General features: G+C 43.4%; 12 protein-coding genes. 7 read left to right on the forward strand and 5 right to left on the reverse strand.

Annotation, left to right across the window (positions count from 1 at the left end):
* The 3 genes from QZZ55_RS11190 to QZZ55_RS11200 all read left to right on the forward strand — a co-directional run.
* The coding region (locus QZZ55_RS11190) for an SPOR domain-containing protein (protein WP_293267412.1) at positions 1-735 on the forward strand (735 nt) is incomplete at its 5' end.
* 216 nt (positions 736-951) lie between these two features.
* On the forward strand, positions 952-5,409 hold the full coding sequence (gene gltB / locus QZZ55_RS11195) for a glutamate synthase large subunit (protein ID WP_293267413.1): 4,458 nt from the start codon (positions 952-954) through the stop codon (positions 5,407-5,409).
* A 63-nt stretch (positions 5,410-5,472) separates the two neighbouring features.
* Positions 5,473-6,903, forward strand: a complete 1,431-nt coding sequence (locus tag QZZ55_RS11200) for an FAD-dependent oxidoreductase (protein ID WP_293267414.1) — start codon at positions 5,473-5,475, stop codon at positions 6,901-6,903.
* Between the two features lie 63 nt (positions 6,904-6,966).
* Here QZZ55_RS11200 and rarD read toward each other — a convergent pair whose 3' ends face one another.
* From rarD to QZZ55_RS11220, 4 genes are all read right to left on the reverse strand, one after another.
* On the reverse strand, positions 6,967-7,899 hold the full coding sequence (gene rarD, locus QZZ55_RS11205; protein ID WP_293267415.1) for an EamA family transporter RarD: 933 nt from the start codon (positions 7,897-7,899) through the stop codon (positions 6,967-6,969).
* A gap of 178 nt (positions 7,900-8,077) precedes the next feature.
* Positions 8,078-8,794, reverse strand: coding sequence for an aspartate/glutamate racemase family protein (locus QZZ55_RS11210; protein ID WP_293267416.1), 717 nt, complete (start codon positions 8,792-8,794; stop codon positions 8,078-8,080).
* A gap of 15 nt (positions 8,795-8,809) precedes the next feature.
* Entirely contained in the window at positions 8,810-10,051 is a 1,242-nt protein-coding gene (locus QZZ55_RS11215; protein WP_293267417.1) for an FAD-dependent oxidoreductase, read from the reverse strand.
* Between the two features lie 37 nt (positions 10,052-10,088).
* Complete coding sequence (locus QZZ55_RS11220; protein ID WP_293267418.1) at positions 10,089-10,436, reverse strand: RidA family protein; 348 nt, start codon at positions 10,434-10,436, stop codon at positions 10,089-10,091.
* A 901-nt stretch (positions 10,437-11,337) separates the two neighbouring features.
* On the opposite strand from QZZ55_RS11220, the gene QZZ55_RS11225 reads away from it, so the two are divergent.
* The 4 genes from QZZ55_RS11225 to QZZ55_RS11240 all read left to right on the forward strand — a co-directional run bounded on the left by QZZ55_RS11225 (position 11,338) and on the right by QZZ55_RS11240 (position 15,646).
* Positions 11,338-11,802 (forward strand): tripartite tricarboxylate transporter TctB family protein, encoded by a 465-nt coding sequence (locus QZZ55_RS11225; protein WP_293267419.1) that lies wholly within the window; start codon positions 11,338-11,340, stop codon positions 11,800-11,802.
* A gap of 14 nt (positions 11,803-11,816) precedes the next feature.
* The gene (locus QZZ55_RS11230; protein ID WP_293267420.1) at positions 11,817-13,337 is read left to right on the forward strand and encodes a tripartite tricarboxylate transporter permease; all 1,521 of its coding nucleotides are present in this window, start codon (positions 11,817-11,819) and stop codon (positions 13,335-13,337) included.
* A 120-nt stretch (positions 13,338-13,457) separates the two neighbouring features.
* Entirely contained in the window at positions 13,458-14,405 is a 948-nt protein-coding gene (locus QZZ55_RS11235; RefSeq protein ID WP_293267421.1) for a tripartite tricarboxylate transporter substrate binding protein, read from the forward strand.
* Between the two features lie 308 nt (positions 14,406-14,713).
* Positions 14,714-15,646 (forward strand): LysR family transcriptional regulator, encoded by a 933-nt coding sequence (locus tag QZZ55_RS11240; protein ID WP_293267422.1) that lies wholly within the window; start codon positions 14,714-14,716, stop codon positions 15,644-15,646.
* A gap of 95 nt (positions 15,647-15,741) precedes the next feature.
* On the opposite strand, the gene putP is transcribed toward QZZ55_RS11240, so the two are convergent.
* The gene (gene putP, locus QZZ55_RS11245) at positions 15,742-17,232 is read right to left on the reverse strand and encodes a sodium/proline symporter PutP (RefSeq protein WP_293267423.1); all 1,491 of its coding nucleotides are present in this window, start codon (positions 17,230-17,232) and stop codon (positions 15,742-15,744) included.
* Positions 17,233-17,283 lie beyond the last annotated feature (51 nt).

A 17,283-nucleotide genomic window follows, 5' to 3' on the forward strand; every position in this document is an offset into this window, starting at 1 on the left:
GAACAAGAAAGGTTGTTAAAACAAGAGTCTGTTTTACGTGATAGAGCTTCCGCTGTAGAAAGCAGCACGCTAAATACTCAAGTGGCATCATTACCTACACCTACACCTACACCTACACCTACACCTATATCTAGACCTATACATGTGGTTAAAGCTGAAAAAGGGTTACCGCAGTTAAGTATTAGTAAAAATGAGTCATTGTCGGTTGAGAAATTAACAACAGAAGTTTCAAAAACATTAAAAACATTAGCTCAGAAGCCGGCAGTGAAGATTCCTAAACCCGCTCTTACTCGTGTGGAAAAACCTATCGAAGTTACGAAAACTGTCCCAAAAACTAAAGTGACAACTCCTGAAAAAGTGGGTGCGACCTCTAAAGTTGCTGCTTCTGTGACAAAAACAGATAAGAAAGCAGCTGCTTTAAAAGGTGGTACCAGTAAGTGGCTTAAGGAAGAGCAGTTATTATCTTGGCCTTCTACGGGTTATACATTGCAAGTTCTTGGCGCACGATCTAAATCTAGCGTTGTGCAATTTATGGAGTCTTTAGATAGTCGTGATCGACTATATTACTTTACAACAGTGTTCAAAAAAGCACCTTGGCATGTTGTTGTATATGGGCAGTACGCCAACCGTACTGCCGCAAATCGTGCAGTGAGCTCTTTACCGAAAGAGCTTAAAAAGCTAAAGCCTTGGGCGAGAAGTATTAAAGGGGTGCAGCAAGACATCAAGAAAAAATAATTTTTTTCTTTAGATAATTCAGTAAATTGTTTTTAAAAAACGGCTTTTTGCCGTTTTTTTTATGCTTAAACGAATGAATGTTTGCTTAAAATTTGTCCCCAGCGGGCTCAATGTGTAAAATATCCTCCCTTTTTGCCTGCCAAATAAAAGACCAGTCGAAAAGGTATTATGTTAAGCCTTTGTATTTTTTAAGAACTTTTTAAGTGAGTATGACTTATGAGCACAGGTCTATATCGCCCCGGTGAATTTAAGGATAACTGTGGTTTTGGTCTGATGGCGCACCTGGAAGGTACGGCCAGTCATGACCTTTTGCTAAAAGCGATTGGCGCACTCGCCTGTATGACCCATCGAGGCGGTATTGCTGCGGATGGTAAAACAGGCGATGGCTGCGGATTGTTAATGCAGAAGCCAGATAGTTTTTTACGTGAAGTAGCTAAAAGCGATCTTAGTGTAGAGCTAGCAGAGCAATATGCTGTTGGTATGGTTTTTTTATCGCGTGAAGCAGAATTAGCTGATGAATCGCGTACCACGTTAAACCGAGAACTCGAGGCTCAAGGGCTAGTAGTTAAAGGCTGGCGTGTAGTACCGACAGATGAAAGCTGTCTTGGGCCGATTGCTAAAGATACTTTGCCGCAAATTGAGCAAGTCTTTATCGAAGCAGCCGATAAGTCTGAGCGTGATTTTGGTATCAGTTTGTTTGTTGCCCGCCGCAAAGCAGAAATTGCTTTAAACGCGGATAAGGATTTTTATATCTGTAGCCTTTCAGATAAAGTTCTTTCGTATAAAGGGCTGACTTTACCTGTCGATCTCCCTGTGTTTTATAAAGACCTTGCTGATGAGCGTCTTGAAACAGCGGTGTGTACTTACCATCAACGTTTTTCAACGAACACGGCTCCACGCTGGCCTTTAGCTCAGCCATTTCGTTTTCTGGCGCATAACGGTGAAATTAATACGATCGAAGGTAACCGTAACTGGTCTCGTGCCCGTTCGCGTAAGTTTGCTACAGACCTGTTACCTAACCTCAAAGAACTACAGCCGATTGTAAATACAAGCGGCTCTGACTCTTCCAGTATGGATAACATGCTGGAGTTTCTAATGGTCGGTGGAATTGACATTTACCGTGCTGTTCGCATGATTATTCCACCAGCCTGGCAGAATGTTGACACCATGGACACGGAACTGCGTGCCTTCTATGAATACAACTCGATGCATATGGAGCCATGGGATGGCCCCGCAGGCATGGTAATGACTGATGGTCGTTTTGCTGTGTGTATGCTTGACCGTAATGGTCTACGCCCATCACGTTGGGTTATAACAAAGCAGGGTTATGTTTGTACGGCGTCTGAGATTGGTGTTTTTGATTACCAACCAGAAGATATTGTGGCGCAGGGCCAAGTAGGCCCAGGTCAAATTTTTGCAATTGATACAGCCAGTGGGGAAGTATTACACACGGCCGATATTGATAATCGCCTGAAAAAAGCGCAACCGTACAAAAAATGGCTCAGAGAAAATGCCTTGCGCCTTGAGCAGACGATGAACCTGAGTGAAGAGTCACGATCTTTTCGTGAGATGCCTCCAGAAGAAGTTAAAAGGCACATGAAAATGTTCCAAGTGACTTTCGAGGAGCGAGACCATGTTATTCGCCCACTAGGTGAGTCTGGCATGGAAGCAGTCGGCTCTATGGGTGATGATAAACCAATGGCGGTTTTGTCTAGCCGTGTCCGGTCTCCCTATGACTATTTTCGTCAGCAGTTTGCTCAGGTAACCAATCCACCTATTGATCCTTTACGTGAATCGATCGTTATGTCGTTGGAAACGTGTATCGGTGCTGAGCAGAATATTTTTGAAGAAACAGCAGAGCATGCACGACGTGTTATTTTAACAACACCAGTATTATCGGCATCTAAGTTCCGCCGTCTGCGTGATAATGAAGTGCCTGGCTTTGGTGTTGTAACGATTAACTTGAATTATGATTCTTCAGAAACCAACCTGAAAGATGCAATAGCAAAGGTTACTGACGAAGCTGAAAAGGCGGTTCGTGATGGTAAAGTTATTATCATTCTATCGGATGCGAAGATAGAAGAAGGTAAGCTACCCATTCATGCGGCAATGGCTACAGGTGCCGTGCATCATCGTTTAGTCGATACTGGATTACGTTGCGATGCAAATATCGTAGTTGAAACCGGAACAGTAAGAGACCCACATCACTTCTCGGTTCTGTTTGGTTTTGGTGCTACAGCCGTTTATCCATTCCTTGTTTATCGCGTATTGAATGACTTGTGTGCATCTGGTGAAATGCTGTTAGACCCACTAGATAGCCATGAAAATTACCGTAAAGGTATCAACAAAGGCTTGATGAAGATCCTCTCGAAGATGGGTATTTCTACCATCGCTTCTTATCGAGGAGCTCAGCTGTTTGAAGCCATAGGTTTAAGCTCTGAAGTTGTCAGTCAGTGCTTTAAAGGCGTGAGTAGCCGTATTGAAGGCGCGCGTTTTGAAGATTTCGAATACGAGCAGTCATTACTGGCGAAACAGGCTTGGACAGCTCGTAAACCTATTCAGCAAGGTGGCCTACTAAAGTATATGCATGATGGTGAATATCATGCGTATAACCCGGATGTTGTCCGAACTATCCATGAAGCGGTTGAAAGTGGTGATCCGGCTAAATATCAAATATATGCTGATCTAGTGAATAATCGTGGTGTCGCCACACTGCGTGACATGCTGGCTTTGAAAAAAGATGTGAAGTCAATTTCACTGGATCAGGTTGAACCGGTTGAAGAAATTCTCAAGCGCTTTGACTCAGCCGCAATGTCTCTGGGTGCTTTATCACCAGAAGCTCATGAAGCATTAGCAGTTGCTATGAATGAGCTGGGTGGCCGTTCTAACTCGGGTGAAGGTGGTGAAGACCCTGCTCGTCACGGCACCATGAAGCGCTCAAAAATTAAGCAGATAGCATCAGGTCGCTTTGGAGTTACTCCTGAGTATTTGATGAGTGCAGATGTTTTACAGATCAAGGTTGCTCAGGGGGCTAAACCTGGTGAGGGTGGTCAGCTTCCTGGCGGGAAGGTCAATGATCTGATAGCTCGTTTACGCTTTTCTGTACCCGGTGTCACGCTGATTTCACCGCCACCACACCATGATATTTACTCAATTGAAGATTTAGCACAGCTGATTTTCGATTTGAAGCAGATTAATCCTGAAGCATTGGTCTCGGTAAAACTAGTTTCACGGCCAGGTGTTGGCACTATCGCCTGTGGTGTGGCTAAGGCGTACGCTGATTTGATTACTATCTCAGGTTATGATGGTGGAACAGCAGCATCACCGATCACTTCGATTCACCATGCTGGCTCCCCATGGGAACTAGGCCTTTCTGATGCACATCAGTCGCTTAGGGGTAACCACCTGCGTGGCAAAATTCGTTTGCAAACAGATGGTGGCTTAAAAACTGGCTTGGATGTAATTAAGGCGGCCATGTTAGGTGCTGAGAGCTTTGGATTTGGCACAATGCCAATGGTCGCTCTAGGTTGTAAATACTTGCGTATCTGCCATTTAAACAACTGTGCAACCGGTGTTGCTACTCAGAATGAGAGACTGCGTGAAGATTTCTTCCGTGGAACAGTTGAAATGGTGAAGAACTTCTTTAGATTTGTTGCAGAAGAAACGCGTCAATGGATGGCTCAAATGGGCATTCGTACCATGGATGAGTTGGTAGGACGTGTTGATTTGCTAGAATTGATCGACGGTTATACACCCAAACAACAGAATTTGGATTTAAGCCCAATTATTAGTGACGGTGGCGTGCCTGCTGAATATCCTCAGATTTGTCAGCAAACGCGTAATGAGCCATACGATAGCGGTGATCTCAACACTCAGATGCTTGAGTTGTCATTACAGAGTATTGAGCAGAAAACCGGTGGCGAATGGCAGTTGGCAATTACTAACTGTGATCGCTCTGTTGGTGCGCGTACTTCAGGTGCCATTGCTAAACAGCATGGTAATCTGGGCATGTGTGGTCAGCAGCTCACATTCAGCTTTAAAGGCCACGCAGGCCAGTCATTTGGTGTGTGGAACGCCGGTGGCCAGGATCTTATTCTAGAAGGTGATGCCAACGACTACGTCGGTAAAGGCATGGCGGGCGGTAAAATTGTAATTAAGCCGTTTGCTGCTGCTAATTTCAAGTCGAATGAAACCGCTATTATGGGTAATACCTGTTTGTACGGTTCAACGGGTGGGAAGTTATTTGCTGCTGGTCGTGCCGGTGAGCGCTTTGCAGTGCGTAACTCGGGTTGTCATGCTGTTGTTGAAGGAGCCGGTGATCATTGCTGTGAGTATATGACCGGTGGTCTGGTGACTGTACTTGGAGCAACGGGTTATAACTTCGGTGCAGGCATGACCGGTGGATTTGCCTATGTACTGGATATGAGTAATACCTTTGTGGATAAGTACAATCATGAATTGGTTGAGATTCACCGAGTTCATACTGAGCATATGGAAATCCATAAAAACCATTTGCGTTCAGTGATTATTGAATTTGCTCGAGAGACAGGTAGTGCTTGGGGCCAAGAAATTATTGAGAATTTTGATGATTATATCGGTCGCTTCTGGTTGGTTAAGCCGAAAGCCGCGGGTATTACTGATTTACTGAATAGTGTTCGTAGACGCCCTGAATAACAGGTTTCGTAGCGATAAAGTTTAATCTGCGCCTGTTTACAGGCGCCATAATGAGGTGGGACTATGACTGAACGTCTTAACAACGATTTCCAGTTCATCGACGTATCCCGTGAAGGGCCGAAGAAAATCAAGGCCTCTGTTCGTAAAAAGCAATATGCTGAAATTTACGAGCCATTTGTTGAAACAGAAGCTGCAGACCAATCGCATCGTTGTCTGGACTGTGGTAATCCGTATTGTTCATGGAAGTGCCCAGTGCATAACCATATACCGGATTGGTTACAGTTGGTGTCGGAAGGCAACATTATTAAAGCGGCTGAATTAAGCCATCAAACAAACACGTTACCTGAAGTATGTGGCCGTGTATGTCCACAAGACCGGCTTTGTGAAGGTGCATGTACGTTAAATGATGGTTTTGGTGCTGTAACAATTGGTTCTGTAGAGAAGTACATTACTGACACTGCATTTGCTATGGGCTGGAAGCCTGATATGAGCAACGTACCAAAAACAGGTAAACGAGTTGCTATTATCGGGGCAGGCCCTGCTGGTTTGGGTGCTGCAGATATCTTGGTACGAAATGGCGTAACGCCTGTTGTTTTTGATCGCTACCCAGAAATTGGTGGCTTGCTTACTTTTGGTATTCCAGAATTCAAACTGGAAAAAGAAGTTATGGCAAACCGTCGTCGTGTCTTTGAAGAGATGGGCGTCGAATTCCGCCTCAATACTGACATTGGCAAAGATGTTGCTATGCAATCTTTGATCGATGAATACGATGCAGTGTTCCTTGGTATGGGTACGTATACCTATATGAAAGGTGGTTTTCCTGGTGAAGACCTTGAGGGTGTGTATGATGCGCTGCCGTTCCTTATTTCTAATGTAAATCATTGTTTGGGCTTTGAGAAAGACCCCGCTGATTACATTAGTATGAAAGGTAAAAAGGTTGTTATTCTTGGTGGTGGTGATACGGCTATGGACTGTAACCGTACCTCTATTCGTCAGGAGGCTACACGTGTTATTTGTGCATACCGTCGTGATGAAGCAAACATGCCGGGATCTAAGCGTGAAGTTGAAAATGCCAAAGAAGAGGGTGTTGAGTTCTTCTTCAATCGCCAACCTGTAGAAGTCGTGGGCGAAAATGGCAAGGTAGTCGGTATTAAAGTTGTCACTACTCAGATGGGTGAACCTGATGAGAATGGTCGTCAGCGTGCTGAGGTTGTTCTAGGCTCAGAAGAAGTCTTGGATGCTGATGCCGTGCTCGTTGCTTTTGGATTCCGTCCAAGCCCTGCACCATGGTTTGCTGACTTTGGTATTGAACTACATGAAGATGGCCGTGTAAAAGCGGACGAGAAACCATCTAAAGGACGCCATGCGTTTCAGACTAGCAATACAAAAGTTTTTGCTGGTGGCGATATGGTACGAGGGTCAGACCTTGTTGTTACGGCTATTTATGAAGGCCGTCAAGCTGCTGAAGGAATTCTTGATTACCTTGAGGTCTAGTGCTGGGTTGCTCGTTGTCGCTTAATTGTTTTTATGAGTATGACGATGTTGATAAAAAGGCCGCTAATATAGCGGCTTTTTTTGTTTCTCCAGTCCTATATTTCCAGCAAATTTTGCTAACTTAGCACGACGTATCGCATCGATTGAGAAAACGGTAAAACCCACCCAGACCAATGAGAAGGTTGCTAGGCGCCCTGTATCTATTGCTTCACCGAATAAAAATACGGCAAGTAAGAAGTAAAGTGTTGGTTCGATATACTGTAAGACCGCGATCGTAGAGATGTTTTTTGTGCGTGCCACACCAAAGGCAAATAGGCCTAATGGTAAAATAGTCATCGGCGCCGTTAGCATTAACAAAAGACGAACACTATCTTCATTGGCTTCCCAATGAGTCTGCCCTGACATACCGATGAGGTAAAATAATGCAAAAGGAACCATGAGTAGTGCTTCAGCTGCGAGCCCGTTAAGGGTATCGATGCGTACTTGCTTCTTAATGACGCCATAGCAACCAAATGCAAGAGTAATACCGATGGTCAACCATGGGAAGCTATCTAGGCTTATGCAAGCGTAAAGAAAACCTGTTGCGCAAAGTAGCAGAGCGATGAATTGTAATGGTGTAAGTCGCTCTCGTAGATAGAGCACCCCAATCAGGATACTGATAAGCGGCGTAAGAAAGTATGCCAAACTTACCATCAGTACTTGGCCGTTGGTGGTCCCCCAGGTGTTGAGGTACCAGCTAGTGGATATACAAATTGTAGAGATAAACAGTGAGGAAAATGTTTTGGGGTCCATCAATAGTTTGAATACACGTATGGGCGTGACGGTTATCCAGAGTAATGCCGCCATTAAAGGTACAGAGCATAGAACACGTAGGGCAAAGATTTCCATCGCTTCTACCCCATTAAAGTACTGATAGAAGAGTGGCGATAGCCCCCAAATAATATAGGCCGAAGTGGTCCAGAGTAGGCCACCTTGTACAAAGTTAGATCGTTGCATGTGTTGGTTTTAGCTATACATTATTGTGATGAGATAAGAACTGGAATACGAAATTTCCGTATGGTACTGACGTGATTCATTAAAGATCTTAGTTAAAAAATAATAAGACGACTATTGAGCAGTGCTCTAGTCGTCATTAATAGTGCTTTCAATCAATGCAGCGAGACATCAGTCTGAGTTAGGCGATTTGACGATCCACAGCCGCTGCCACCATGCGCGTTAGGCTGCTTAAATCAAAGATTGGCAGGCCGAAATTTTTCTGCAGCTTCGGTGCAAAGTGCGAAAGATCAGTACACTCAAGAACGATAGCGCCCACTTCTGGATTTTCGTTCAACATGCCCTGAACCACAGAGTTTAATTCCTCCTCGAAAAGATCCATATCTAGGTCATCTGTATCGCCATGAAGGATGACTTCTGCAAACTGTTTTTGGTGTTGCATACCTGCAACTACAACAGGCTCTGCAGTAATGCCGACACCTTTTAGGTGGTCTGCGGTCAGCGCATCACTGTTAGCAACCACTACGCCTACTTTCTGATCTCGTTTTAATAAGCATGAGACCAATGGAACTTGAATGAGGCTAGACATAAACACGGGCACATTTACCGCATCGGCAATCTCTTTCTGGTGCAGTGCTAGAAAGCCGCAACTACCGGTGATTGCTTTTACGCCTTCACGTTCTAGTTCCTGAGCGGCTTCTATAAATGGCTTTAGCAGCTCCGGATCTCGTTCGCGGATAAGGCGGTCAATAGTAGCGCCTTTGACTGTCTTGTAAATAATAGGAAAGTCAAAGCTGGCGGGGTGCTTAATATGTCCAGCTGGTTTAGGGAAGTAAGACTCTAGGGAAATAACGCCTATAGTGAGTCCGCATACATTGATACCACCTTTGATGATCATATTTTAAATATCCTGTCAGTTAAAGCGTGCAGCGGAGAATGGTTTAAGATCTACTATTGGTACATGGCCCTGTATGCTTTGTGTAATCAGCTTGCCGGTAATTGCAGCGAATGTTAGCCCTAAGTGGCCATGACCAAACCCTACTTTTATCCGAGGGTGCTGCTCTAGCGCCCCTATAATCGGTAGAGAATCGGGTGTTGATGGACGACTACCAACCCAAGTCGACTTGATTTCAGGGGCACTGCCTAACATCACTTTGGCATGCTTCAGCATTTCATCAGCACGTTGCGGATTTAGGGGGGCATCGGCAAATGCAAACTCTGCTGTTCCTGCTAAGCGTATACCGTCTTCCATCGGCGTCAGGAAGACCGCTTTATCTAGCCAGCCTACTGGGCGACTAAGAGATTTTGCACCAATATCTAGTGTTAGATGGTAACCGCGTTCGCTGACGAGTGGGATTTTCACTCCAAGTTTTGTCAGAATCTCTTTGGATGAAAAACCTGCACAGATTACGACTTGATCATATTTAACGCTGCTATTACTTAGCATTATTGTTACTTCATTATCATTAGGTAATACTGCTTGCACTTCATCTTGTAATATCTTTCCACCGTTGATACTGAAGTAAAGGGCATAGCGCCGGCTCAATTCAACGGGGCTTATCGTGAATCGAGTATCGGGATAAAATACACCGCCAGCATGAAAGTTAGCTAAATCAGGTTCCATGTCATGCACTTGATTTGCATTCAAAAACTCTAGATTTACACCTTGCTCTCTGCGTTCTTGCAGATCGCCATTTTGTGCGGTAGAAAATCCTTCTTCTGTTGCAAAGAGACCTAAACAGCCTTCAGATTTAATCAAGTCCTGAGCATCGGTGAGATCCAGTAATTCTTGATTAGTGAGTTGTGCACATTCTTGCAAAGATGTAAGTGCTTTCTTTCCTTGCACGTACTTTGTAGGGAAACAGGCTTTGAAAAACTCCCAGCCGTAAGGCATCAATGAGGGTAAATAGCTCCCTTGCATAGACAGTGGGCTAGTTTTATCTAGGAGCATTCCAGGCATTTTTTTCATCATTGCAAACTTAGCAAACGGCAAGCGGGCATAATCTGCAAATAAACCCGCGTTACCGAAAGATGCGCCCATTCCGGGAGATTCTTTATCGATCAATGTCACCTTATAACCTGCTTTTTGCAAGCAAAGTGCGGTTGACAGACCGACGATCCCTGCCCCCAATATTCCAATATGTATATTTTGCATAACTTACTTCGTGATGGAGCCACCACGCCTCACAATTTTAAGCTTTGGCTGCGATTACCTGAATCTCTACTAACAGTTCCGGACGTGCTAAACGAGATTCCACACAGGCCCTGACGGGTGTGTTTTTGCTATCCACCCATGCATCCCACACCGCATTCATCTGATCGAATTGGCTAATATCAGAAACCCAGATATTAGCGCTGATCAGGCGGCTCTTATCGCTACCCGCGTCTTTGAGTAGAGCGTCTATTTGTGCCAAAACTTGGTGGGTCTGCCCGGCCATATCTTCGGATGGATTTTTTGCTACTTGGCCGGCAGTCCAAACTAGATCTGCAAAGCTTACTAGTTGGCTCATACGTTGATTTGAATGTTGGCGTTGGATCATGTCCTACTCACTTATTATTGGTTTTACTTGTGTTGGCTTGCAGTACTACAAACTATTTTTTTGCTTGTATTTTTTGATGTCATAAGTTAGTCGTTTTAATCATTAAGCCAATGGCTCTCGGGCTCTCGGGAACTCGATTATGAGAACAATTAACTCAAACATGGTTGTCAAAATACATAAGAGAAGGGCTGTAAATGCGAGGTACTAGATACTGATTTCTATAATCAATACCGTTTATAAACGATACGTACATTGAGATCTTCTTTTATTGTTATATTCGGCCTACTAACTAAAACAACCCAGATAGCAGCTTTTAAGAAGTTATTATTTACACTAAAAAACATAATAACAAATCGTAAATATTTAACATTTCATCAGTTATTTTTATATTAATGAGAATTTATGATTGGGCTGAGTGTGTTCTTAATCGCTACTGAAACTCAGTATTTATCAAAGGAGTAAGCCAATTGCGTTTGTTAACTCGGTGATAAATCAAACGAAGGTAGCTGATGAAAGAGTGCATAGTTATTTGAGATAACCGCTTCTTATTTTTCATTTTCAATAAAGTGTGTTGCCTTCGATTTCTAAAGAAATGAGCTTTTCTCTTTCATAATTCAGAGATCCCCCAAGTATTTGTTAAAAAACATACTCATACATAAGCACTCAATTAGATGGCATTTTTATTAAAATACTGTCGCGTGAAAGAGTCGAGACGTGATAAATAACATAAGAAAAACTTATATAATCAAATATTTTTTAGAATTGTATCTATATTAAGTTTGTTTACACTGAATGAATCATTGTCCTGTGATATTGGAAGTTGAGTTGTTACAGCAACTCTTAGTTCTTCGTCACAGTCATTGCTGAAACTTATAAAAACAAGAAACATTCGGGTAGTAAAATGGATAGAAGAAAGATAGACGTCGTATTATCGACATTTTTGATTATTGTTTCTTTGATCATCTTAACCAACGACAACCTAGTAGAAGGTGGAGCTGAAAGTGATTTAGGATCTATGTTTTTACCTCGTGTCGTAGCGGGGTTGATCATCCTCTTTTCCGCAACTATCGCTATCCAGTCTCTACTTAAACTTTCAAAAGGCACCAAGATTGAAGGTTTAGAGCTGATCAGCACCGACGGTTTCTCCGGAATCCTTATCTATATAGGGATCTTTATTGTGTATTGGCTTGCTGTACCTTACGTAGGCTTTCTGGTAGCAACCCCCTTTATTATGATCGCTGTTGCCATACTTCTTGGAGGTCGAAACTGGGTTCCTATCATTGCTATGTCTGTTATTACCCCTGTACTGATTGATTATGGCTCCAAAGAGTTTCTGCGAGTTTACTTGCCAACTTGGGCTTTTTAAGGGGAGAAAGTCAGATGTTCGATAATATTATTAGTGGTTTCTCTTCAATTCTGGCAATAGGTCCTATTTTGGGCATTATTGCAGGCGTAATCATCGGTATTATTTTTGGTGCTATTCCTGGCATCTCCGCCATCATGGCGATTGCTATCATTTTGCCGATGACCTTTTATGTAGATCCAATAATCGGTATCACCATGTTATTGGCTGTATATAAAGCAGGTATTTATGGTGGGTCGATCTCAGCTATTTTGATCAATACACCTGGAGCTGCCGCCTCATTTCTTACCGCTCAAGATGGTCATGCACTGACGAAAGCAGGTAAGGCAGGCAAGGCACTTGATATGTCATTATTTGCCTCGGTCACAGGTGAGATGTTGGCAACATTAGTACTGATTTTAGTGGCGGCTCCGATCTCTTTGATCTCGTTGCAGGCAGGTCCTATAGAGAAAGTATTCCTGCTGCTGTTTGCTTTTACAGTTATCGGCTCTATGGCAGGAGAGTCTCTCCCGCGTGGTTTACTATCGTGTTGTTTGGGTATGCTGTTTGCTATGGTCGGTATGTCTACCATTACGGGGGCCGCACGCTTCACTTTTGGTTATACCGAACTGATGGGTGGTTTTACCTTTACGCCAATGCTGATAGGTATCTTGGTTATGCCAGAAGTGTTTAATGTTATTAAACGGCGTTTGGTTCCACATCATGAGATGACGATTACGCATTCCCCTAATCCTGCTGATAATCGCATTAGTTTTAAAGAATTTCGAAGTGTGTTTAGCACCATTTTAAAATCCAGTGGTATTGGTACCTTTGTTGGTGCACTCCCAGGTTTGGGTTCTAGTACAGCAGCTTTCATTGCCTATGGTGAAGCAAAACGTACTGCTAAAAAACCTGAAGAATACGGTAAGGGTTCAGTCGAAGGTATTGCTGCTGCAGAGTCTGCAAATAACGCAGTGTGTGGCTCTAGTATGATTCCAATGCTGACATTGAGTATACCTGGTGATGATGTAGCAGCACTGCTGATGGGTGCTTTTTTGATTCATGGCTTGACACCTGGTCCTATGATCTTTTTCGAACACACTGAGACTATCTACGCGATTTTCGCTGGTTTCTTGATTACCGACCTATTCCTTTTGGTGATCGCCCGGTCTGGGTTCAAATTTTTCGTGAAAATGGCGTCGTTGCGTCGTTATTATATTTTCCCATGTGTGACTGTGTTCGCTTTCACTGGTGCCTTCACTGCTGGGCAGAACATGGATGACATTCTAGTGCTCATTGCTTTTACCGTTATGGGCTACGGCATGAGGCTGGTTGGATTAAACCCGGCGGTATTTATTATTGGTTTTATTCTGACGCCGTTCCTAGAGCAGAATTTAGATCAGGCAATGTCGATCGTTGGTACTGACTATTATCTGTTCTTTGCCTCACCGTTCTCATGGGTGTTTATCGCACTGTCAGTATTCTTTGTTTTCTCCAGTATGCGAGTAAGACGAAAAACTTCAAACACTTCTGCTCAGGTAGAGGATAAAACCGCCTGAGCATGAAAACCAAACCTCCTTAGCTGGGCAGTAACTTATGTGTTCCTGGCCTTTGCTTAAGGCCGAAAATCCATATGAAAACCGTTAAATATAAATATAAATAAATCGAAGGAAGTATGTATGAAAAGTTCTAAAAAAGTATTGGCAACTCTTACCGCAGCGTTAGCTGTAACATTAGCTTCTGGTGCAGCTTTAGCGGAATACCCCGATAAGCCGATCAATGTTATCGTTCCTTGGGGCGCGGGTGGTGACTCTGATTTGACGACACGTATTTGGGCTGACGCTGTAGAAAAAGAGTTAGGTGTTCCTGTGGTTGTTATTAATAAAACGGGCGGTGGCGGTATTGTTGGTACATCATTCGTTGCTCGTGCTAAAAAAGATGGCTATACGTTGATTAACGCGGGCCTAAGTAACATGTTAATAACCCCTAACTTCAGTAAAACACCGTACAACTTCGATAGTTTTACTCCCATTGTGAAAATGACTTCCGTGCCTCTAGCCGTGGTCGTTGCAAAAGACAGCCCTTACAAAACATTTGATGAATTTGTTGCGGGCGCAAAGAGCACAAGAGTGACTCAAGGTTCTTGGGGTGCAACGTCATCAGGAACAATCCAAGCCAATATCATTGCAGAGCAGATGGGATATAAAGTTAAGTATGTTCATGCGAAAGGCGCTGCAGACTCTATGGTCTCAGTTGTCGGTGGTCACATTGATTCTGCTGTGTCATTCCCTCCTGCATTTGGTCCTCATGTAAAGGCTGATCGTGCACGAGCACTGGTTATGAACCAGAAAATGGATGCATTTCCAGGCGTGCCGACATTTGCGGATTATGGTGTAAAAGGTAGCTTCGAAGGCTGGTCTGGTGTGTTCGCACCAAAAGGCGTTCCTCAGGAAGTGGTTGATAAGTTAAATGCTGCGACCGCCAAAGCAATGAAAGACCCAAAAGTGCTGGCTGCTTACCAGAACATCGGTGCAATAGTTGATTATCGTCATGGATCCGAGTGGGTTAATGACATGAAAGTAACTTACGGCATCATGAAAGAGGCTGCTGCTAAAGTTAAGAAATAATAGCAACAACTAATTTTCAACGACACTCGGTATTTTCTGGTTATCGAGATGTCGTTGAATTTTTAGCTAATAACCCTCTCTATAGTTTCTATTCAATACCCAAATCAAAACTTATCCACCGCTTCGCTTCAACTGTTTACGCTGTTTAATGCCTGTCTTCAGGTTTGTTTTACGTCATTTAACTGCTTAAAGCTGTATTACATGAACAAGCATCGAATGCTGATATACGTTATATTTCTATAAAATGATAACTAAATGCCTTTTTTTAGGGTTGTTCATCAGTATATCTAATATTTAAAGGTTAAATAATGAACCTCAAGCAGATGGAAGCCTTTCGGGCGGTAATGTTAAGTGGTTCGGTTTCACAAGCCGCTAAACAGTTATTTCGAACTCAACCCGCAGTGAGTATGATGATTACCTCACTGGAGAACGATATTGGTTTTCAGTTGTTTGAACGACATAAGAAACGTCTTTATCCAACGCCAGAGGCCCACTATTTATATAAAGAAGTAGAAGCGATCTTTTCTCGTATACAGGACGTAAGTCAGACAGTTCAGGATATACAGAATAAGCAATATGGCTTTCTACGTATTGGTTGTATGCCTGGGCCATCTAATTTCTTTGTGCCTGATATTTTGGCGGATTTCTTGGAAGACCATCCCAAGGTACAGGCCTCATTACAAACAAGGACTTCCGATGCTGTAGTTGAATGGGTCGCTTCCAATCAATATGATTTGGGTCTGGCTGAAATCTCCACGCATCAGTCCAAGCTAGGTCGAAACAGAATGTTCGAATTGCCTTGTGTTTGTGCGTTGCCTGCTAGCCACCCATTGGCAGAGCAGGAGGTGATCACACCTGAAATGCTAGATGATGAGCCCATGATAACGTTACATCCAGACCATATGATATTTCATGATTTAATGCAGTTGTTTGAAGCTGGCGGACATCGCATGAACGTGCGTTTGCAAACGCGTTTCTTTATTCCGGCGCTTAAATTTGTTGAGCGAGGGCTTGGAGTATCGATTGTTGACCCTATATCGGCGACCAGTTACACCACTTATGCACAAGTAAACAAAGTAGTATTTCGTCGCTTTCAGCCAGACGTGCATTTACGTATTGGTTTAATGTTTCCATCCGGAAATCCGTCATCAATGATAGCCATGGAGTTTGCTGATTTACTATGCAGTCAGATAGATGATGTTATTGAAAACCCACAGCAGTTTCTAAATTGGGGTGAGTAATGTATCTATTTAGTAATGCTGGCGATGCGCAATAGCGTTTAACGGGAAACAAAAGCCTCGTGTTTACGAGGCTTTATATAGGGCTATAGCTAACTTTATAGCTTGCTAAGGTAGCTATTAAATCGCTGCTTAATCGACTCTGATGGTGCTGCTGTTACTAAGCTTACAATGACAATTGATACTGCTGCAAAAATAATACCCGGAACTATTTCATAAACATCAAAAATACCTCCACTTATTTGCTTCCAGATAACAACCGTTAAGCCACCAACAATAACACCTGCCAATGCACCAAAACGGTTCATGCGTTTCCAATACAAGCTTAGGATTAGCGTTGGACCAAAAGCAGCACCAAAGCCTGCCCATGCATAAGAAACTAACCCTAATACAGAACTGTCAGGGCTCATTGCCAGCATCAGAGCGACAAGGGACAAACCTATTACGGCAATTCGACCGACCATGACCACTTGCTTTTGTGACGCATCTTTACGAAATACTTGTTTGTAAAAATCTTCGGCCAATGCGGAAGAAGATACCAACAGTTGTGAGTCTGCTGTGCTCATAATGGCTGCAAGAATAGCGGCCAAAAGAATACCTGCAACAACCGGGTGGAATATTGCGTTGACTAGCAACATGAAGATTTTTTCGCCGTCTCCTAAGTTTCCACCCAACTGGTTGTCTACATAGATAATACCGGCAAGGCCCACGAGTATAGCGCCGACCATGGATAGCCCAGACCACACGACCGCAATACGGCGAGCAGTAGTGATCTCTGCATTACTGCGTACTGCAGCAAAACGCGCCAAAATATGAGGTTGGCCGAAGTAACCTAAACCCCACGCAGCTAAAGAGATAATAGCGATGGCTGTTAGTGGTTCACCTTTGCTATCGTTCCAGATAGTGAGCAGTTCCGGGTTTTTAATTTCTAAAGCGGTAAAGAGGTTAGCAAAACCCCCTTCAGACTGAATAGCAATAATAGGCACAATAATAAGAGCCGCAGCCATTAATAAACCTTGCACTAAATCTGTCCAAGATACCGCTAAGAAACCGCCAAACAAGGTATAGGACACAACACAAACGGTGCCTATGATGACTGCTAGGGTGTAATCCAAACCAAACACTGTTTCAAATAATTTTCCGCCAGCGACAAGGCCTGAACTTGTGTAAAACAAGAAGAACAACAAAATAAAGAATGCAGATATCACTTGAAGCAGATTTGAACGGTCTTCGAAGCGTTTTGCAAAGAACTCGGGTAGTGTGAGTGAGTCGTCTGCTTCAATACTGTAAGTACGTAGACGTTTGGCTACTAATAACCAGTTTAGCCAAGTGCCTATGAGCAAGCCTGCGCCAAGCCAAATTGACTCTAAACCAGACGAAAAAGCATAACCTGGTAGACCTAAAAGTAACCAGCCACTCATGTCAGAAGCACCCGCTGATAATGCAGCAGGCCATGGACCTAAGGATCGGCCACCTAAGAAATAATCTGAAGAGTTTGCTGTACGTCGGTAAGCATACACACCAATGGCAAGCATTAGCCCCAGATAAATCGTAAAAGTACCAATAATGGCACCGCTATTTGCGATCATTTACCATACCTCGTGTTAAGTCTGAAAGTTATTATTAGAATCGGCCTATTT

The organism is Neptunomonas sp., assembly GCF_016744175.1.
In the GTDB taxonomy this organism is placed as follows: Bacteria; Pseudomonadota; Gammaproteobacteria; order Pseudomonadales; family Balneatricaceae; genus Neptunomonas.